Raw genomic sequence first — 19,385 nt, 5'->3', positions numbered from 1 at the left:
ATGGCTCTGGAGCAGATCGCGGAAGTTCCGGCCGCGGAGGCAGAGCGCGCTGTCCAGAACCGCCTCTCGATGGTGGTTTTCAGTGGCGATATGGATCGCCTGATGGCAGCCTTCATCATCGCCACCGGCGCTGCGGCCTCCGGCATGAACGTGACGATGTTCTTCACCTTCTGGGGGCTGCAGGCCATCAAGAAGCCCAGCCCCACCGGGCGCAGCCTCTTCGGGCGCATGCTCGGCGTCTTCCTCCGGGACATCCAGGGGGTCGGCCCCAGCAAGATGAACTTCGGCGGCCTGGGCCGCTGGATGTTCAAGAAGATGATGAAGGCCCACAACGTGACCCCGCTGCCCGAGCTGCGTCGCCTCGCGGCGGAGCTGGGCGTCCGCATGCTGGCCTGCCAGATGAGCATGGAGGTCATGGAGATCCGACGCGAGGATCTCATCGATGAGGTCCAGGACGTGGTGGGCGTGGCCACCTTCCTGGAGGAAGCGTCCCGCTCGAAGATCACCCTGTTCATCTGATCCGATCTGCCAAGGAGGTGCCCGATGGAGCTCAAGCCGGATCTCACCCTGGATCTCAAAGGGCTGCTGTGCCCCATGCCGGTGGTCAAGATCAACCAGGCGATCAAGAACGTCCCCGTCGGCGGCCTCATCGAGGCCTACGCCACCGATCCGGGGGTCATGGCCGACATCCCGGCGTGGTGCCGGAGCACCGGTAACGAGCTGGTCACGATTGAGAAGCAGGACAAGGTGATCCGCTTTGTGGTGCGGAGGTTGAAATGAGCACGGCAGCGCTGTGGGGCGGGATCGTCCTCATCGCCCTGGCCCTGTGCGGGGTGGGCCTGGGATGGCGACTCCGGCGGCTGCTGGCCCATCCCTCCCGTCCGGATCGGGCGCCCCCGCGCGGCGCCGCGTGGCGGGGCGTTCTCTACGCGTTCACCTGGGGCATGATGCCGTGGGCGAAGGAGAGCACCCGCCGCCACTTCCTCCCCTATGTGCGGGGAGTGCTCTTCCACATCGGTATCTTCGCCACCTTCGCCTCCCTGATCGTCAGCCCATGGCGTCATGCCCTCCCCTCGACGCTGGCCCATGTGGGCCTGGGGCTCACCCTGATGGGCACCCTGGGAGGGTTGATCGGCGTCCTGATGCGGATCCTCGATGAACGGCTCCGGGCCCTGAGCCATCCCGACGACTATGCGGCGGTGGTCCTGGTGACGGCATGGCAGGCCGCGGGGACGGCCTTCTGGGCCGATCCGCGGGCGCTCCCCTTCTTCTACGGACTCTCCGCCCTGACCCTGGTCGCGATCCCGCTCACAAAGATCCGGCACTGCCTGTATTTCTTCTTCTCGCGCTTCTTCTTCGGGCGGTTCTACGGCCGACGGGCCGTGCTGGGTTAGGAGGCGGGGAGATCCGATGCGAAACCACCTCTTTCCCATCGATGGGAGGAACCAGATGAGCGAGCTCGTGCAGCAGGCAATGGCCGCTTTTGAGAAATCCCTGGACCGGCGGTTGCTGGCGGCCCTGGAGGTCTGCGCGCGGTGTGGGATCTGTGCGGAATCCTGTCACGTGTTCGCCGCCGAGCCGGACTTCCGCAATACCCCTGCCGCCAAGGCGGAGGCGGTCCGCCGGTTTTACCGGCGCCATCATGATCCCATCGGCCGTCTCTTCCCCTGGTGGGTGGGGGCGAAAGACCTCACCGAGGCAGACCTGGATGAGCTGGCGGAGCTCGCCTTCGGCTCCTGCACCCTCTGCCGTCGATGCACGATGAACTGCCCGATGGGGGTGGACACCGCCCTGATCATGCGGTCCGCCCGGGCGATGCTGACCGCCGCCGGGAAAGCCCCCGAGATGCTGGTGCAGCTGGCCGACGCCGCCATCGCCCGGGAGGAGAACCTGGAACTCTTCCGGGAATTCTACATCGACCAGATCCGGGAGCTGGAGCGGGAGCTTCAAGAGCAGACTGGGGACCCCGCCGCTCGCATCCCGGTGGAGAAGGAGGGAGCGGAGATCCTCTACGTGGCCCTCTCCGGCGCCCACACCATCCTGCCCGCGGCCATCCTCTTCCACGCGGTGGGGGCTGACTGGACCTTGAGCATGTTCGAGGCGGCCAATTACGGCTACTTCCTGGCCGACCTGCAGCGGGCGAAGGCCATCGCCCGGCGGATCGTGGAGGAGGCCCGACGCCTGAAGGTGAAGGAGATCGTCCTGGCAGAGTGCGGGCACGCTTACACAGTCCTGCGCTGGGAAGCCCCGAACTGGTTCGAGGACTTCCCCTTCCGCGTGCGCAGCATCATCGAGGTCGCCGCGGAGTGGATCGAGCAGGGCCGCCTGCCCCTGGACCCCTCGGCGAACCCGGAGCCGGTCACCTACCACGACTCCTGCAACCTGGGCCGCAACGGAGGGCTCCTGGAGGAGCCACGGCGGATCCTGCGGGCGGTGGTTCAGGACTTCCGGGAGATGAACCCGAACCGGGCGGAGAACTTCTGCTGCGGCGGCGGGGCGGGTCTGGTCGCCGTTCCGGAATGGTATGAGAAGCGCATGCGGGCCGGGCGCCGCAAGGTCGAGCAGATCCGGGAAACCGGGGCCCGCATCGTCGTCGCCTCGTGCGACAACTGCCGCCTGCAGCTCGGGGATCTGAACGATTACTATCAGCTGGGCGTCCGGGTCAGCGGGCTGATGGACCTCGTGGTCCACGCCTACCTGGCCGCCCGCCGGGGTTCCCCCACACGGCCCGCCCCGATCCCCACTCCGGCTCAAGTCTCCGTTTCATAATCGGCAGACACATGCCGGGCGGAGGCCCCAGATCCCTCCGCCCGGCTAATGCCCCGGCTATTCACGATGCAAACCCGTCCTGATCTTCTCAAAGAGCTCCCACCTATCTTTATATTCAACCAAATCTATCGGATATATTGCATAATGAGTTGATTGGGGAGTGCGTGGCCTGATTCCACCAAGCCTCCTGGCAACATCATCGCTGTATTTCATGTATATTATATCTCTCAGTTCTTCCCAAGTTAATATAAAAAACATATCTTCTCAGTAAACCTCGCCACGTCGAACCAGAACACAAATTAAATTAGGATATGGTGGATCTTTTGGCGATTTTAAGATCTGACGATTCCCATCAAATTGGACATCAACAAAATTCCGAACATCGAATTGCCAGGAAGAATTTTGTTTTATTGTTTTAACTTGAACAGGGATAAAAGATCCGTCTTCGTCCATCGCCATAATGTCTATATGCGGAAGATTTCCGGCAAACGGTGTAGCACTGAATCCACGACGACAAAGCTCGGCGGTAACCAGATACTCACCGAACCGATGAATCGCATACTGTCCCCATGATTTAGATTTAATTTTGGGCATTTTTGCCTCCAATTTGTTAAGTTATTACGAATCCACTTTGTGCAATCGCAGGATGACTCCTCCCATGATGATGCCCACCCAGAGGGCGATCAGGCCCTCAGCGGCCCCGATCCCCCAGTAGGACATGGCGGCGACCCCCGTCCCGTTCACCAGCGCGTGGAGGAGGACGGCTGCCGCCCAACCCGCCCGGCGCGCTCGACGGACGCCATCCCAGATCACGAAAGCGAGCCCGACGTGCAGCAGGATAGCCATCCCGCGCTCCAGGACCCCCACCCATACCCAGCCGGGCGGCGTGGCCCAGTAGGCGGCGACGGTCGCCTCCATCCCCAGAGGGATGGGGATCAAGCCCTCTCGCATCAGGAGCATCCCCATCAGGGTCGCCCACCCGACCAGACCGAGAGCCAACGCTTCCGTCCCGCCATGGGCCAATCCCAACACCACCGCATCGGCCGGCCCCAGGATCTGTCCATGTCGGGCCTGACGGCGTTGGGCCCAGCGCATCCCCCACCAGCGGGCGGTCTCCTCGAACAGGCCTGCGGACAGGCTGAGGACGACCACGTTGAACACGAAAGGATCCCGGGGTGGCGGAAGCACGCTCTGCCGGAAAAGGGCGGTCAGCCCGGCCAAAAGTGGCAGTCGCACCGCCTGGGCCCCCAAGAAGGTCAACGCCCCCACCCCCAGCCAGGCCGCCGGTCGGCCCCAGCGCCCTTTTGCCCAGAGGGCCAGGGCCGGTCCTCCGAAGGCCATGACCAGCCATCCCAGCATCCGCAGGACATCTCCCATGATCCCTCGCATCCCGGTTTGTCAAATCTACGGTTTTACTTTAAAAATATTTTGAACCCGATGAGGGCAAACTCCCCGGAAGCGGGCGATCCGCTTCGTCAACCCGGAGGGGGAGACGCCGCGGAGCCGCTGGAAAGGAGGCGCGGCGATGTCGTATCGGGTCCTGATTGTGGACGATCATCCCCTGTTCCGCAAAGGCGTCCGGGACACCCTGGCCCTGGAACCGGGCTTTCAGGTGGTCGGGGAAGCGGCGGACGGCCAGGCCGCTCTGGAGATGATCTTGCGTCTGGCCCCTCACCTGGTGCTGATGGACGTGCATCTCCCGATCCGGAACGGCCTGGACGTGATCCGGCAGGCCCGTGCCCATCGATTCGAAGGCGCCATCCTGGTCCTCACCGCCTATGACAGCGAGGAGCAAATGCGATATGCCGTTCGCATCGGCGCCAACGGGTATTGCTCCAAAGACACCCCTCCTGAGCAACTCCTTCAGAACATCCGTCACGTGCTCTCCGGCCGCTACGTCCTGGGATCCCGGGTGCTGACCGCCCCCGAGGTTCGACAGATCATCGGCGAAGCGGAGGCGGAAGAGGACCTCAGCCTCTCCCCTCGGGAGCGGGAGATCCTGCAATATGTCGCCCTGGGCTACAGCAACAAGGCCATCGCCGAGCGGCTGGGGATCAGCCAGCAGACGGTGAAGAACCACATGACGTCCATTTTGCGTAAACTGGATCTGAGCGATCGCACCCAGGCCGCCATCCTGGCCGTGCGCCGCGGATGGGTCCGCCTGCCTGAAGAGCCCATCTCTCCGGAGGAGAAATCGTGAGCGAGCCGACATCCCCGCTCCAGGATCTGCTGGCCTACTGCCGCGAGGAGCAGGAAGCCGCGCGACGGCAGCTCGCAGAGGTGCAGGCGCTCATCCGACAGACTTCCGCGGACGTGGAGCGGCTGGCCCAGCGCAGCCTCCAGCTGACGAATCAGATCAAGCAGATGGAAAGCCGCGCGGGGAGCACCCCGCCTGAGGAGATCATTGAAAGCTACCAGTCCGCCATGGACATTCAAAAGCGTCTGTGGCTGATGCGGGGCCAGCTGGAGAAGTTCCAGAGCCTGGAAGCCCACCTCCGTCGGTATGTGGAGGCTCTCGACCGCATCCTCTCAACCCTCGCCGCGCTGGAAGCGGAGAGCGCCTCCGCCCGCCCGAGCGTGGAGCCGACCCTGATCGTGCGGCTCTTCGAGGCCCAGGAGCAGGAGCGCCAGCGTCTGGTCCGCCAGCTGCACGATGGCCCTGCCCAGGCCCTGACCAACCTGGTGTTGCAGGCCGAGATCTGCGAGCGGCTCTTCCAGCGGGATCCGGAGCGCGCCCGGGCCGAGCTGGCCGCTTTGAAGAACACCGTCGCCGAGACCTTCCAGCGGATGCGGGAGTTCCTCTTCGATATCCGCCCCATGAGCCTTGACGATCTGGGGGTGGTCCCCACCGTGCGACGCTATGTGGAGACCCTGAAAGAGAAAGTGAAGTTCTCCCTCCAGCTCCAGATCAGCGGCGAGGAGCGTCGGCTGGCAGCCCATCAGGAGGCCGCGCTCTTCCGGATCGTCCAGGAGCTGCTCACCAACGTTCGCCTGCATGCCCAGGCCTCCCAGGCCACGGTGCGGCTGGCCTTCACCCCGCAGGGGGTGCGCCTGGAGGTGGAGGACAACGGGGTGGGGTTCGACGTGGAGGAGGCCATGGCCCAGGCGCCTCAGCGCAAGACCATCGGCTTGACCTCCATCCGCCAGTGGGTGGAAATGCTGGGCGGGCAGCTCTCCATCACCAGCACCCCCGGCCGGGGGACGCGGGTGGCCGTGTTCCTCCCGAACCCGTGAGGGGCGCACCTTACGAGTCGAATGGATTCGACCCGCTGAGGCCTCCGGCCGACGGTCAGCCTGCATGCCGAATGAATTCGGCCTCCAGAGGCTCCGCCCAACGGTCGGCCTGCGCCGACCGAAAAGGGGGGGGCGCAAAGAGGCCCGAGGCGCTACAAGCGAAAGCGCCCTCCGATCCGGCGGGCGAGCCGGAGGCTTGCGGTGCGGAACATCCGGGAGCGGAAGAGGGCTCCGCTGAGCCCGGCCCCCAGCAGCGCCCCCGCGACCACATCCAGAGGATAATGCACCCCGCCATAAACCCGGGCCAGGCTGATCCCGGCCGCCAGCCCCATCGCCACCCACCCGACCCGACGATTCCCCGTCTTCAAGGAGACTGCGATGGCCCAGGCCACCATCGCCGCATTGCTGGGGAACGAGGAATCCGAGGGATGATAGAAAAGCAGATGCACCTCATGGTCCGTGAAGGGGCGAGGACGGAAATACACCGCGTTCATCGCCTCTAAGAGGGCGCCGCTGAGGGGAACGGCGAGGACGGCCCGCAGAACGGCCGCCTGCTGCACCGGATCGCCACTCCACCACATCCACCAGGCCAGCATGGCCAGAGCCGTGGGCACCGCATAGTCGTTGATCAGCAAGCGGGCCAGCCCGTCCAACCAGGGAACCCGGCCGGCATAGGCGTTCAACGCGAAGAAGAGCGGCACATCCCAGCGCCAGAGGATCAGCAACAGCGCAAGGAGCCCGCCCCACCGAAGCGGCCGAAGCCCAGCACTCCTCCCCTCAGCCCCCGGCTCCGGCCCCTCGCCCCGTGAAGGATCCGGATCAGAGATCCCCCCACCGGAGGCGCGTCGGGAGCCGGTCAGGGCCTGCAGCGCCCGGAAGGTTCCCCATGCCCCCAGCATGGCCAGCCCGCTCATCGCCGCCAACTCCGTGCCCGCCGGCCCTGGCGTCCAGATCTCCGGAACGCCGGCGAAGAAGCCGATCCCGCTGGTTAGCAGGAGGAGAACCCCTACGCCCTGGAGTTCCCACGAGGCGCGGCCTCGGCCCCGGCGGAGAAGGAGGACCCCCAGGGCGGCCGCCCATGACGCCCCCAGGTAACCCGCCACCAGATACCAAGCCAGATACGACCGCACGCTCCTCCCCCTCAGGGAACCGGTTGAGCCGGATTATAATGGTATTCTGCGAACGATTCGTGTGGTATCTCTCAATGGCAGACAGACGATCCCACCGAGAGGCGATCCCATGCATTTGGACGCCGCGCTCCACTACGACCGGCTGACGGAGGTCCCGGACCTGGCTCGCGCTGCGGAGGCCATGGGCTTCGACGGGATCTGGACCCATGAGACCCGCCACGATCCGTTCCTGCCGCTGGCCTTGGCCGCGGAACACACCCGGCGCATCCATCTGGGGACTGGCGTGGCCATCGCCTTCGCCCGCAGCCCGACGGTCATTGCCTATACAGCCTGGGATCTGGCGGCCATGGCGCCCGGCCGGATCTTCCTCGGGCTGGGCACCCAAGTGAAAGCACACATCGAGCGCCGCTTCGGGATGACCTGGGATCCCCCTGTCCCCAAGCTTCGGGAGACCGTGGAGGCGATCCGGGCAGTGTGGGCGTGCTGGCAGAACGGGGAACGGTTGAACTACCGGGGCCGCTTCTTCAAGCTCACCCTGATGTCCCCTTTCTTCAACCCCGGCCCCATCCCGGATCCGCGGATCCCCATCCTCCTGGCGGGGGTGAACCCGCCGCTGGCCCGCCTGGCCGGCGAGGTGGGCGACGGCTTCTTCGTCCATCCCTTCCATACCCCTCGCTACCTCCGGGAGGTCCTGATCCCGGCCATTGAGGCCGGCGCACGCAAAGCCGGCCGGCGGCCCGAAGAGATCCTCCGGGTGGGCAGCGTCTTCGTCATCACCGGCCGGGATGAGGCGGAGATGCAGCAAGCCCGGGAGCTCGTCCGCGCCCAGGTCGCCTTCTACGGCTCCACGCCCTCCTACCGCCGGGTCTGGGCCCTCCACGGCTGGGAAGCCATCGGGGAGCAACTCTCCGCCCTGGCCGCTCGAGGGCGCTGGGAGGAGATGCCGGCGCAGGTCCCCGATGAGGTCCTGGAGGCGTTCGCCCTGACCGCCCCGCCCGAAGGGGTCTGGGAACGCCTGAAAGCCACTTACGAAGGCCTGCTGGATCGGGTGATCCTGTATCAACCCTTCCGGCTGCAGGATCGGGCGCTATGGGAGAGGATCCTGAGCGGGCGACGGTAAGCCCGGAGATCTCTGCGGACGTCTCTCCTCGCACCTCCCTGCTGCTTCGGCTGCTGGAGGAGCGAAGCCCGGCGGCCCGGGTGCTGCGGGCGCGCCCGCCTGTCGACCGGCCGGTGGAAGAGACCGTCCGCTTTCCCTTCCTGGCTATCGTCGGCCAGACCGAGATGAAGCTGGCGCTGGTCCTGGCCCTGATCAACCCGGCCATCGGAGGGGTGCTGCTGATGGGCGCCCGGGGCACCGGGAAGACCACGGCGGTGCGGGGCTTGCTGGATCTCCTCCCGCCGGTGGAGCGCTCCCTCTGCCCTTACGGCTGCGAGCCGGAGGCCGCCTATACCCTGGGCTTTCATATGATCTGCAAGGATTGCGCCCGCAAGCTGGGCTTAGGAGAGCCCATCACCGCGCCGGATCGCATGCGGCTGGTCGAGCTCCCTCTGAATGCCCGCCTGGAGGACGTGATCGGGGGGCTGGATGAACAGGCGGCGATGGAGGGGAAGGTGCGGATCCGGCGCGGCCTCCTGGCCCAGGCGGATCAGAACGTGCTCTACGTGGACGAGGTGAACCTTCTGGATCCGGAGATCGCCAACGCCATCCTGGATGCCGCCGCCCTGGGCCGATACACGGTCCGACGGGGACCCCTGGCGGCCACCTACCGCGCCCGCCTGATCCTCATCGCCTCGATGAACCCGGAGGAGGGGCCGTTGCGCCCTCAGATCCACGATCGCTTCGGACTGCGAGTGGTGGTCCGTGGCTTGACGGACCCGCGGGAGCGGCTGGAGGTGTATCGCCGGGTGCGCCTGTTCCGGACGAATCCCTACGCCCTGGTGGCCCAGTGGGCTCAGGAGACCGCGGCGGCCGCGGCGGAGATCGCGGAAGCCCGCCAGCGACTGCCCCGGGTGGCCATCCCGCCAGAGCTGGAGCAGGAAGCCATGGGCTGGATCCACCGGCTGGGCATCGAATCCAGTCGCGCGGAGGTCGCCTTGTTGGAGGCCGCCCGGGCCTACGCCGCCGCCGACGGCCGGGAAACGGTCACCCGGGAGGACCTGCAGGCGGTGGCGCCGATGGCCCTCCGCCAACGTCGCAGCGCTTTCATCGCCGCCTTCATCGCCCAGCAGGAAAAGGAAGACGAAGAGATCCGGGCGGTGATCCAGGATCGCGCGCGCCCGCCCCGACGGCGCCGTCGAGCATGAGCGTGGACGCCATGCGGATCGAGACGTTCGTCGTCGAAACCGCCGATCGCCTCGATCGGGTCATCGCCGCGCGCTGTCCGGAGCTCTCCCGCTCGGCGGCCCAGCGCCTGATCGAGGCCGGCCATGTGCAGGTGAACGGGACGCCCATCCAGCGGCCCGCCCACCGCGTCCGCCCTGGCGATCGGATCATCGTGCACATCCCGCCCCCGGAGCCGATGGATCTCACCCCGGAGCCCATCCCGCTGGACATCCTCTATGAGGATGCCGACGTCCTAGTGATCCACAAACCGGCCGGGATGGTCGTGCATCCCGGGGCAGGGCATGCCTCCGGCACCCTGATCCACGCCGTCCTGGCTCATTGTCCGGATCTGAAGGGGGTCGGAGGGGTGCTGCGGCCGGGCCTGGTGCACCGCCTGGACAAGGAGACCTCCGGGGTGCTGCTCATCGCCAAGCATGAGCCGGCCTATCGCTTCCTGCAGGCGCAGTTCAAAGCCCGCACCGTGCGGAAAGTTTACGACGCCCTGGTGATCGGGCATCCGCCCCCGGAGGGGCTCATCGAGGCGCCCATCGCCCGCGATCCCCGCCACCGCCAGCGCATGGCCGTGGTCCCCACCGGGCGGCCGGCCCGCACCCGCTATCGAGTGGTCCGAACCTACGAGGGGCGCTGGGGGCGCTACGCCCTCCTGGAGGTCTATCCGGAGACCGGGCGGACCCATCAGATCCGCGTGCACCTGGCCTATGTAGGCTACCCGGTGGTAGGGGATCCGGTCTACGGGCGGCGGACCGCCCTCCCCTGCCCGCGCCTGTTCCTGCACGCCCGCTCCATCACGGTGCGCCTCCCCTCCCGGCCGGAGCCGGTGACCTTCGAAGCTCCCCTGCCTGCGGATCTGACCGGGGTCCTGGAGCTCCTGGAGAACGCTCAGGCTTCCGCAGAGGAGTCGGGAGGGAGGAGTGCCCTTCCCGCTCACTCATCGAAAACCACCACGCTCTCCTCGTAAACCCGGATCTCCCGCGCGGCCAGCTTGCGCCGGAACCAGTCGGCCAGCCACGCGTTCTTCTCCTCCAGCGAGAGGGGGGCGGCCATGATCTCGAGGGGGATGAACACGCGCAGGGCCCGGTAGGGGATGATGTGGCGGGTGATGCCGGCGGGGAGCCGGGCCCCGTTGCGGGCCAGCTCGATGATCTCGGCCGGCTCGTAACGAGGGAAGACCACCACGGCGATCACCTGATCATAGTAAGGCAGGATCTGCTCCAGCTGATCCGTGGCAGTCCGATAGAACCGAAAGCGGGATTTATAGGCGTCCACCAGGAGGTTAAGCAGCGCTGTCCGGCGGTAGAGATCCCCCTCCGCCCGCACCAGATAGATCTCCCCGCGCGGGCAGCTGAGATAGGCCAGGGCCTGGCGGCGGGCCAGCTCCGCGCGGGCGTGCAGACGCTCCGAGGGCTCCAGCGTGATCCCTCCGATCCCCCGGACCGCATCGAAGAACGCCTTAGGATCCTCTCCGCTTACCACATGGGTCCACGCCTCCACCACGAGGCGGGGATCCTCGTAATCCACGACCTGGACCACCAGATGGGGGAGCCCCAGGCGACGGGCGGCCTCTACCCGGTTGGCGCCGTCCAGCACCACGTAGCGGGGCTCGCCCGGGATGGGGGCCACCACCGGAGGGTTCTTCAGAACGCCCTCCGTGCGGAGGCGCTGGACCAGCGGCTCGGTCCGCACCTGATCCGCCTGTTCGTGGGGGATCAGATCGGCCACCGACACGAACCGCAACACCGGCATCCGCTCGGCCCCATGCAGGGCTCCCATCTTCCTTTTTTTCAACTATGGAACGCTCTCGAACGAAAAGGAGGTTGGGGCAGGACGGTTCCGCCCATCCCCCAACCCCCTGAGGTCTCCCCGACGCCCGGTTAATTTGTGGACATCGACTCCAGCGGCGGGACGGGGCGTCCGCGAGCCCGGGCCTCCTCCAGCGCCCGCTTCAGGGCGTAAGCCATCACGGTGAGCTCCTCCTCTCCCTCTACGGGTTCGGGCGGCGGAGCCGGGCGGGAGGGCACCGTCTTGCGCACCGGCACCCCCGGCTCCACCTCCTTCACCGGGAGCAGCCCGCGCAAGCTCAGCCGGATCTGCTTCTTCTCCGGATCCACCAGGATGATGCGGGCCTCGATCTCCTGGCCCTCCTGAAGGACCTCCGCGGGGTCTTTCAGGTTGCGGACCCCGAACTCGCTGATGTGGATCAGGGCATCCCGCTCCGCGCCGATGTCCACGAAGGCCCCGAACTTCTCCACCCGGGTCACCTTCCCCCGGATCAGCTCCCCCACTTTCAGGTCCTCCCACCTCACCGAGGGCGGCGGGATCATCGTCAGGCGCAGGCGGCGCTCGCGACGGCTGGCGCTCACCACCCACACCCGGACCTCATCGCCGGGATGGAACAGCCCGGTCGGATCCACCCGCCCCTCCTTTCGGATCTGGGAGGCGGGGACGAAGCCCTCCACCGGCGCGTCGATGTCCACGAACAACCCATCGGGTTCCACCCGGGTGACCCGCCCGGTGAACTCCCGCCCGGGCCGGAGTTGCCCCCAGCCGTAAGACGCCGGGCGGATCAACGTCAAGCTGAGCAGGCCTTTCTTCCGGTTCACCTGCTTCACCCAGGCGATCACCCGATCTCCGGGCTTCAACACATCGGAAACCCGTAAAATCGGTTGAGGGGCCAGCTGGGAGATATGGATAAAGCCAGGGATCTCGGAGCCGATATCGACGAAAGCGCCGGCGGGGGTTACAGCGGTGACGAGGCCTTCCACTTGCATTTTCGGACGCAGAGATCGAAGGGGAACTCGGACGGAGCCTTCGGTCTCCTCCTGCTGCTCCACGATCACAGGGCTCGTCTCCATGGCCGCTCGCTCCCTCCTTACCAGGATGAGCCGGAATCAGTTCTTGCTTTCACAATTCTACGTCGAAGCCCCCTCCTGTGCAAACTCGCGCTCCGGAAGGATGGGTCCATGCGGCCGAGCCGGACAAAATTGGGACCCACCCCTCCGGAACCTCGGGGGAAGATGCTTTCGTCCTGTTCACCCCCTGTTCCCAGGCCCATGCAATCCATTGCAGGGACCATCGCCCCGGGGGGCGCTCTGCCTCGGCCCGGCCGGCGGGCTGATGATACAATGGTGAGGAGAGATCCGGTCGATCGAGCGGCCCGATGATCGGGATCAGCTGCGGCAGGCTGACGGATCTTCCGGCCCTGCGGGAGTTTGCGGAAGCGCATGGCCTGGGCCTGGAGCTCCAGGAGTTCGCCCTCCCGGAGGTCCTGGATGGCGAGTGGAGGGACCTGCTCCGGCGTTACCGCCAGGCCCTGAGCGGGTTCACCGGACCGATCTCCCTCCACGGCCCCTTCGTGGATCTCTTCAGCGGCAGCGTGGACCCCCGCATCGCCGCCGTCACGATGGAGCGCTACCGCCACTCCCTGGCCATCGCCGCGGAGCTGGGGGCCTGGCTGGTGAACTTCCACCTCAACTACAACCCGTTGGTGGACGAGCCTTCTTACCGTCCGCGCTGGCTGGAGCGGCAGGTTGCCTTCTGGACCGAGCTGGCCTTCGAGGCCCAGGAGGCCGGCATCCGCATCGCGCTGGAGAACATGTGGGAGCCCGATCCCTTCCTGCAAGTCGAAGTCATCCAGCAGGTGAACCATTTCGGCGTCGGAGCCTGCCTGGACATCGGCCACGCTTATCTCTATTCGCGGGTGCCGATCCAGGCCTGGATCAACGTGCTGGAGCCGGTGCTGATCTACGCTCACCTTCACAACACCAGCGGATCCCAGGACCGGCACCTTCCGCTGACCCAGGGGGTCATCCCGGTGGAGCCGGTGCTCAGCCGGCTGGCCCGCTGTCTGAACCGCCCGATGCTGATCCTGGAGATGCCCGGCCTAGCGGAGATCCGGGAGAGCCTGCCGCTCCTTCAACGGATCCTGCAGCGGGTGACGTCGCTGGGATGATCGCGCGCGGGACTCTTCTGGCGGCTTTCGCCCATCCCGACGATGAGTCCTTCGGGCCGGCAGGGACGCTGGCCCTTTACGCGTCCCGGGGGTATGCGGTGCATTTGATCTGCGCTACCCGAGGGGAGGCAGGCACCCCGGACCCCCGCATCGGCCCGGTGGAGGACCTGGGCGCGCTGCGGGAGGAGGAGCTGCGCTGCGCCGCCCGGATCCTGGGCCTCCAGGGCCTGCACCTGCTCGGCTACCGGGATTCCGGCATGCCCGGATCTCCTGATGCGGAGCACCCGCAGGCCTTCATCCGCGCCCCCCTGGAGGAGGTCGTCGGCCGACTGGTTGCCCTCATCCGGGAGCTCCGCCCGGATGTGGTGGTGACCTTCGATCCTTACGGCGGCTATGGGCACCCGGACCATATCCACATGCATCGGGCGATGGTGGAGGCATTCCATCGGGCGGGCGATCCGACGGCTTTCCCGGAGCACTTCGCGCGTGGACTTCGACCGCATCGCCCGGCCCGCCTGTATTACACCACCTTCCACCTGGGCCCGCTTCGGTTGCTGCTTACCCTCCTGCGGCTCCTGGGTTATGATCCGCAACGCTTCGGGCGCAACCGGGACATCGATTTAGAGGCCGCCCTCCGGGCGGCCCTCCCGGTGACCACGCGGATCGACATCCGCGCGGTGCTGGATCGCAAGGAGCAGGCCATGGCCTGCCACCGCAGCCAGGGCGGGGGATGGATGCGGTCCTTCCGCCTTCCCCGGTTCCTCCGGCGTCGCCTGTGGGGGTTTGAAACCTTCCATCGGGCCATCCCCCCTTTCCGACCGGGGGAGCCGATTGAGCGAGAGCTGTTCCCGGAGCAGGCGTCATCTTCCCCAGCCTTGTTCACGCGATCGCGCCCCCGATGAACACGGGGGGCGGCGAACGCCTGTGGAGCTTGTCCCGGCTTCCCACGCCTTCAAGATCGACGCGGAACAGGAGCATCCTGGGATGCAACCATCCGGCGGAGAGACGAAGGTTCTCTGGGTGGTGTTTGAAGGGGCCGGCCCGGACGCCCACCTGCTTCGGGTCCTCCAGCGTCACGGGTTTAGAGCCGAGACGCTGGCGGTTGAAGATCTGCTCGCCGCCCTCCGGGCGCGGCGCTCGGCGGATTCATGGCCGTGGGCCCCGCCGGATCTCATCCTCCTGGACCGACCGAGCCCCTCCTATGGAATGGAACTCTATCAGCGTCTGCGACGGCGGATGAAGGCGCCGGTTCTGCTGATCGTGGAGCGCGAGACCGCCCCGCTGTGGGGCCGTCAGGACGATGGGATCCTGATCGCGCCGTTCTCCTCCCGGCGCCTGCTTCACCGGGTTCGGGCGATGCTGATGGAACACCCCATGGAGAATGAGGGGATCATCGAGGTCGGGCCCTTCCGGCTGAACACCGTGCGCCGGGTGTTGCAGCGCGGGGACGCGATTTACTGTCTGACCCCCAAGCAGTGCCGCTTGCTCGCCATCCTCATGCGACGGGTCGGCCAGGTGGTTCCGCGCCGGGATCTGATGCGCTGGGTCTGGGGGACCGAAAGCCCATCCAGCAGCCGGACCCTGGATGTGCACATCCGATGGCTCCGCCGCATCCTCGAAGAAGACCCGGCCCACCCTCGCTATCTGGAGACCGTCCGCCAGCTAGGTTACCGGTTCCGGGTGCCCTAAGGGGCATCCGAAGGAAGGGCCTGGGGGATCGCGAGATAGAACGTGCTCCCATGGCCCAGCCGGCTCTCCACCCAGACCCGTCCGCCGTGCCATTCGGCGATCGATTTCACCAGGGCCAGCCCCAGGCCGCTTCCTTTCACGTGGGCCGTCTCCTGCCGACGCGCCCGGTAGAACTTCTCGAAGATGCGCGCCTGATCCCCCGGGGCGATGCCGATCCCCGTGTCCCGCACCCAGATCACCGCCTCCCCGCCGGCTTCGGCGAGCCCGATGGTGATCGTCCCCCCCTCCGGCGTATACTTGATGGCGTTGTCCACCAGGTTCGCGATCGCCCGTCGCAGCCACGCCGGATCTCCATGGACGACCCCGGGGGCCTTCACCTCCATAGTCATGCGGAGCCCCCGCGCCATCGCCTGGGGTTGGAATTCATGGAACACGTCCCGGATCAGATCTCCCAGGCGGCAGATCCCGCGCTGGCCGATCCCCTCCTCGATCCGCCGCAGGTCCATCAGGTCCTCGATCATGCGGGTCATCTGATCGATGCCGCCCATGATCTTCTCCACATACTCCTGCTGGCGGGAGGTCAGCGGGCCGGCCATGCCGAGCATGGTGACGAAGCCCCGCATATACGTGAGGGGCGAACGCAGATCATGGGAGATAGCGGCGATCAGGTCGGACTTCAGGCGATCCAGCGCCTTGAACGGCGTGATGTCCCGGAGGAACAGAAGCCGCCCGATCTCCCGTCCGTCCCGCAGCCGCAGGTCATAGCGGCCCGCCCACAGCACGCGGCCGTCCGCCCGGTGAAGCTCCCGGCTCCGCACCTGGCCGGGCGGGACCCCCTCCTGGAGCAGGGCGAGCAGCTCGGCGTCCCGGAGCAACGCCGCGAGCGGCTGGCCCAGGGCCCTGGAGGCATGCGTCCCCAGGAAGCGCTCGGCGGCCGGGTTGAGATCGAGCAGGTTCCCCCGCGCGTCCACCAGCATTAAGGGATCCGGGCTGCACTCCAGGACGGCCCGGAGTCGCTCCCGCTCGGCCGTGATGGCCTCATACAGACGGGCCCGGGCGATGAACACCGCCGCCTGGCTCAGGATCAGACGGATCAGCTGTCGCTCCGAGGAACCGGCCCGATGGGAGGAAGGAAACGCCAACCACGCTGCCCCCACTCGCTCCTCGCCGAGATGGATGGGGAAAACTCCCAGGACGCGAGGGGCGCGCTCCGACCGGAGAGCAGGAGCGAGATCGTCCGGGCGGACCCCAGGGCCGATCCACACGGGCTCGGTGTGTGCATCCACCTGCTCCCAGCATGCATGATCCAGAGGCTCCGGCGGCACCTCCCCGGCGGCGGTGAACACCCGCAGGGAGCCACCCGGGCCGGGGAGCAGGAGCCGGACGAGGTTCGCCGCAGTGGCGCGCTCCAGGGCGCGGGCCACCTCCGGAAGGCCCCGGGCCAGGTCCTCCACCTCCATCAGCCGCCTGTTGAGCTCCAGAAGCAAAGAGAGATCGGCCATGCGAGCCCGCAGGCCGTGCCGGGCGCGCTCCATCGCTTCCGCCAGCTGCCCGATCTCATCCGGCCCGTCGCTCAGGATGGGAGCCTCCAGATCTCCGCCGGCCATGCGCCCGGCCGCCCTCGCCAGCCGCTCCAGCCGCCGGGCGAGAAGGCGGCTCACGATGCCGAAAAGGAGCGCGCCGATGAGGGAGAACCCCAGCAGGATCCCCCCGGCGGGAAGCGCCCGCTCCGCCGCCCGCCGGATGAGGGCGGCCCGGGGATACCGGATCACCGCCCACCAATCGGTGCCCGGAAGCCGCCGGAGGAGCACCTCCTCCACAGTCCCGGAGGGAGAAATGATGGGCTGCACCAGCGTCCCAGCAGGGAGCGCCGCGGGGAGCGGGAACAGATCCAGAAGGGCCTCCGCCTCGGGATGCATGAGAATCCGCCCCTCCCGATCCACCACGAACCCCTGGCCGGCCGGCGCGATTTCCGAGAGCGAGGCCAAGACCTCCCGGAGGGCCGGATGCTGGGCCACCCGCACGCGGCCGATCAGGAAGCCGCGCGCAGGCTCCCCCGCCAGCGGGGCCACGAACGAGAGGCCGGCCTGCCCGTCCGGCAGGCGATGCACTTCCGTGTGCACCACCGATCGGGCAAGACGGGCCTGGGCCATGGCCGCCCGCTCCGGCACCAAAAGCCCTCGCAACCGCTCCTCGGCCGGATACGCCGCCTGCACCTCTCCTGTCTCATCCACCCACAACACCGCCTGATAGATCGGCCCCGTCTGGACGAAGCGCTGGAGGGTCAATGCTACCGTGACAGGCATCGCATCCGGAGGAATGCCCAGGGCCGCCAGATCCATCAGCAGGGTGTCGCCCGTGTGGAGGAAATACATCAACTGTTCCGTGGCCCGCCGGACCCCGCGGTCCAGCGCCCGGGTTCGCTCTTCATAGGCCTGCCGAATCGCCAGGGCGACCACCCCTCCGAAGAGGGCGAGGATCAGGACGCTCATCCAGAGGCCGAAGAAGACGAGAAAGCGAGTCTGGATGCGATGGGTGTAAACCGGCCAGTGCGGAGGCTGGCGGGTTCGGAAGCGCTCCGGCCACCGTGCATGCAACACCTGAGCGATACCTCCGCAGATCAGCGCGCTGACCCCGGAGGGAAGAGCCACCGTGGCCGTAAGGGTCCAGATTCCATCCAGGGCCTCGGGCCAGGAGGGATAGAACGCTCCCCATGAGATCGCCTGGAAGAGCCCCCATCCCGCCCAGCCGATCCCGGCCGCGACCAGCGGCTGCCGGAGGATGCGGAAGGGGCGCCCCACATCGTTCTGGAACAGCAACGCGCTGATGAGGGCGGCATCCAGAGCCACGATCCACGGGAGGTGCAGGAAACGTCCGTCCTGTAGGAACCCTGCCGCGGCCCCGGCCAGCAAACCGATTAGCCCCACCGCGCCGGGGCCCAGCTGTCCTCCCCAGATGAGGTAAGGAAGCCAGAGGAAAAGGGGGAACCCCACCCGGAAGGGGAGGCCGGAGAAGCGCTCCCATGAGAGCACCGGCGTCAGCGCGGTGAGAAAGGCCAACAGCGCGAACCCCGCCAGTGAGGAGGGGTCCACCCGGCGCAGCCCGCGCAGATCCTGCGCTCTCCGCCCCCACAGCGCGAAGAGGACCAGGAAGCCGATGGCCGTCCATCCCCATCCCCATGCGGATCCTGGCCCCACGAGGTTCCCAGGGAGGACCCCGAAGCTCATCCGCATCGCGCTGTCTCCTACCTGCGGCCTGGCAGCTTCACCTTCGCTATGTTACTCCATAAATCAGATCCCCGGCGAATCCCTCCGCATCCCGAAGCGCGTCCTTCGACAGCCATCCCTTCGCTCCGTATAATCAAACCAGAGGAGGCGACCATGGATCCCCGGATCGTGTTCCAGGCCCTCCAACCCTACCGCCATCGGGGGCCCCTCGTGGTGGCCATCGAGCCGGACCCCATCCCGGAGCGCCTGGGCTGGTGGGAGGAAGCCGCCGGGCCCCTCGCCCAGGTCGGGGCGGCCCTCTTCGTGTGGACTCCCGCCGGGGGCCCGACCGGGCTGGCGGCGCTGGCCCCGGAGGGCCCCGCCATATGGATCCTGGACGCCTATCTGGAACCCCGGGCGCGTCTGAGCGCATGGACTCTGGAGGCCCCGCTGCTTCAGCGGGTGATCACATGGATCGAGGGGATCCAGCACGAATGCCCGGAGTGAGGGGCCCCAGAGTGGCCCGGGGGGCCGGAGATCGCAACGGAATGATCCGGAGGCAAGGAGGGGATCTCATGCGGATCGTTGTGGGAAGCGATGAGCGCACCCATCTGACGGATGTGGTCCTGGAGGAGCTGCGCCGCCGTGGGTTTGAGGTGGAGCCGGTGGGCCCGCTGGCCGGCGAGAAGCGCTCCTGGTCGGAGGTGGCCCGCATCGTGGCGGAGAAGGTGGCCCGGGGCGAGGCCGACGAGGGCATCCTGTTCTGCTGGACCGGCACCGGCGTGAGCATCGCCGCCAACAAGGTGCCCGGGATCCGCGCGGCGCTGTGCGACGACGCCGAGACCGCGCGGGGGGCACGCCTCTGGAACAACGCCAACATCCTGTGCATGAGCCTCCGGCGGGCCTCCGAAGCCGTCGCCAAAGAGATCCTGGAGGCCTGGTTCAGCACCCGCTATATCCCCAACCCGGAGGACGACGCCTGTCTGGCCCAGGTCGCGGAGATCGAGCGGACCTATCTCCGGGAGCCGGCCCCGGCCTCCGGCCGCCCTTGAGCGCCCCGC

20 protein-coding genes are annotated in these 19,385 nt (G+C 67.2%); 14 read left to right on the top strand and 6 right to left on the bottom strand.

Annotation, left to right across the window (positions count from 1 at the left end; translation table 11 throughout):
- Genes CFB18_RS00740 through CFB18_RS00725 form a run of 4 tightly spaced genes read left to right on the top strand, consistent with a single transcriptional unit; the run spans window position 1 to window position 2,769 of the window.
- A complete protein-coding gene (locus CFB18_RS00740; protein WP_088569902.1) occupies window positions 1-519 on the top strand; it encodes a DsrE/DsrF/DrsH-like family protein in 519 nt (172 codons plus the stop codon).
- 24 nt (window positions 520-543) lie between these two features.
- Window positions 544-780: a sulfurtransferase TusA family protein gene (locus tag CFB18_RS00735; protein WP_088569901.1), complete on the top strand. Its 237-nt coding sequence runs from the start codon at window positions 544-546 to the stop codon at window positions 778-780.
- Window positions 777-1,394, top strand: coding sequence for a hypothetical protein (locus CFB18_RS00730; RefSeq protein WP_088569900.1), 618 nt, complete (start codon window positions 777-779; stop codon window positions 1,392-1,394). Before CFB18_RS00735 ends, CFB18_RS00730 begins: the two co-directional genes overlap by 4 nt.
- A gap of 55 nt (window positions 1,395-1,449) precedes the next feature.
- Complete coding sequence (locus tag CFB18_RS00725; RefSeq protein ID WP_159461500.1) at window positions 1,450-2,769, top strand: (Fe-S)-binding protein; 1,320 nt, start codon at window positions 1,450-1,452, stop codon at window positions 2,767-2,769.
- A 264-nt stretch (window positions 2,770-3,033) separates the two neighbouring features.
- Here the strand turns inward: CFB18_RS00725 and CFB18_RS14815 are convergent, their stop codons facing one another.
- Window positions 3,034-3,363, bottom strand: a complete 330-nt coding sequence (locus CFB18_RS14815; protein ID WP_143597454.1) for a PDDEXK-like family protein — start codon at window positions 3,361-3,363, stop codon at window positions 3,034-3,036.
- A 24-nt stretch (window positions 3,364-3,387) separates the two neighbouring features.
- A complete protein-coding gene (locus CFB18_RS00720) occupies window positions 3,388-4,146 on the bottom strand; it encodes a YhfC family glutamic-type intramembrane protease (protein ID WP_159461499.1) in 759 nt (252 codons plus the stop codon).
- Window positions 4,147-4,294: 148 nt separating this feature from the next.
- Here CFB18_RS00720 and CFB18_RS00715 point away from each other — a divergent pair, with 148 nt between their 5' ends.
- Both CFB18_RS00715 and CFB18_RS00710 read left to right on the top strand, forming a co-directional pair.
- A complete protein-coding gene (locus CFB18_RS00715) occupies window positions 4,295-4,969 on the top strand; it encodes a response regulator (RefSeq protein WP_088569897.1) in 675 nt (224 codons plus the stop codon).
- Entirely contained in the window at window positions 4,966-6,003 is a 1,038-nt protein-coding gene (locus CFB18_RS00710) for a sensor histidine kinase (protein ID WP_088569896.1), read from the top strand. Before CFB18_RS00715 ends, CFB18_RS00710 begins: the two co-directional genes overlap by 4 nt.
- Before the next feature lie 152 nt (window positions 6,004-6,155).
- Here CFB18_RS00710 and CFB18_RS00705 read toward each other — a convergent pair whose 3' ends face one another.
- Window positions 6,156-7,133, bottom strand: a complete 978-nt coding sequence (locus CFB18_RS00705) for a phosphatase PAP2 family protein (RefSeq protein WP_088569895.1) — start codon at window positions 7,131-7,133, stop codon at window positions 6,156-6,158.
- Between the two features lie 109 nt (window positions 7,134-7,242).
- Between CFB18_RS00705 and CFB18_RS00700 the strand changes: the two genes are divergently transcribed.
- Genes CFB18_RS00700 through CFB18_RS00690 form a run of 3 tightly spaced genes read left to right on the top strand, consistent with a single transcriptional unit; the run spans window position 7,243 to window position 10,438 of the window.
- Window positions 7,243-8,253: a TIGR03617 family F420-dependent LLM class oxidoreductase gene (locus CFB18_RS00700; protein WP_088569894.1), complete on the top strand. Its 1,011-nt coding sequence runs from the start codon at window positions 7,243-7,245 to the stop codon at window positions 8,251-8,253.
- Window positions 8,223-9,440 (top strand): magnesium chelatase ATPase subunit I, encoded by a 1,218-nt coding sequence (locus tag CFB18_RS00695; RefSeq protein WP_200808004.1) that lies wholly within the window; start codon window positions 8,223-8,225, stop codon window positions 9,438-9,440. Before CFB18_RS00700 ends, CFB18_RS00695 begins: the two co-directional genes overlap by 31 nt.
- 11 nt (window positions 9,441-9,451) lie before the next feature.
- Window positions 9,452-10,438 (top strand): RluA family pseudouridine synthase, encoded by a 987-nt coding sequence (locus CFB18_RS00690; protein WP_088570183.1) that lies wholly within the window; start codon window positions 9,452-9,454, stop codon window positions 10,436-10,438.
- Here CFB18_RS00690 and CFB18_RS00685 read toward each other — a convergent pair.
- Entirely contained in the window at window positions 10,405-11,250 is an 846-nt protein-coding gene (locus CFB18_RS00685; protein WP_088569893.1) for a ParB N-terminal domain-containing protein, read from the bottom strand. The two genes, CFB18_RS00690 and CFB18_RS00685, sit on opposite strands and share 34 nt — an antisense overlap.
- Before the next feature lie 101 nt (window positions 11,251-11,351).
- Entirely contained in the window at window positions 11,352-12,332 is a 981-nt protein-coding gene (locus CFB18_RS00680; RefSeq protein WP_088569892.1) for a S1 RNA-binding domain-containing protein, read from the bottom strand.
- Between the two features lie 305 nt (window positions 12,333-12,637).
- On the opposite strand from CFB18_RS00680, the gene CFB18_RS00675 reads away from it, so the two are divergent.
- The 3 genes from CFB18_RS00675 to CFB18_RS00665 all read left to right on the top strand — a co-directional run bounded on the left by CFB18_RS00675 (window position 12,638) and on the right by CFB18_RS00665 (window position 15,118).
- Entirely contained in the window at window positions 12,638-13,429 is a 792-nt protein-coding gene (locus CFB18_RS00675) for a sugar phosphate isomerase/epimerase family protein (protein ID WP_088569891.1), read from the top strand.
- On the top strand, window positions 13,426-14,331 hold the full coding sequence (locus CFB18_RS00670) for a PIG-L deacetylase family protein (protein ID WP_088569890.1): 906 nt from the start codon (window positions 13,426-13,428) through the stop codon (window positions 14,329-14,331). The genes CFB18_RS00675 and CFB18_RS00670 overlap by 4 nt, the downstream gene beginning before the upstream one ends.
- Window positions 14,332-14,413: 82 nt before the next feature.
- Entirely contained in the window at window positions 14,414-15,118 is a 705-nt protein-coding gene (locus tag CFB18_RS00665) for a winged helix-turn-helix transcriptional regulator (RefSeq protein WP_088569889.1), read from the top strand.
- On the opposite strand, the gene CFB18_RS00660 is transcribed toward CFB18_RS00665, so the two are convergent.
- Window positions 15,115-18,351, bottom strand: a complete 3,237-nt coding sequence (locus CFB18_RS00660; protein ID WP_088569888.1) for an ATP-binding protein — start codon at window positions 18,349-18,351, stop codon at window positions 15,115-15,117. The genes CFB18_RS00665 and CFB18_RS00660 overlap by 4 nt on opposite strands.
- 147 nt (window positions 18,352-18,498) lie before the next feature.
- On the opposite strand from CFB18_RS00660, the gene CFB18_RS00655 reads away from it, so the two are divergent.
- Window positions 18,499-18,831: a hypothetical protein gene (locus CFB18_RS00655; protein ID WP_088569887.1), complete on the top strand. Its 333-nt coding sequence runs from the start codon at window positions 18,499-18,501 to the stop codon at window positions 18,829-18,831.
- Window positions 18,832-18,899: 68 nt separating this feature from the next.
- Window positions 18,900-19,376, top strand: a complete 477-nt coding sequence (locus CFB18_RS00650; RefSeq protein ID WP_088569886.1) for an RpiB/LacA/LacB family sugar-phosphate isomerase — start codon at window positions 18,900-18,902, stop codon at window positions 19,374-19,376.
- The last annotated feature ends 9 nt before the right edge of the window (window positions 19,377-19,385 follow it).

This window comes from Thermoflexus hugenholtzii JAD2 (genome assembly GCF_900187885.1).
Taxonomy (GTDB): Bacteria; Chloroflexota; Anaerolineae; order Thermoflexales; family Thermoflexaceae; genus Thermoflexus; species Thermoflexus hugenholtzii.
This window is presented reverse-complemented; position numbering and strand designations above follow the sequence as displayed.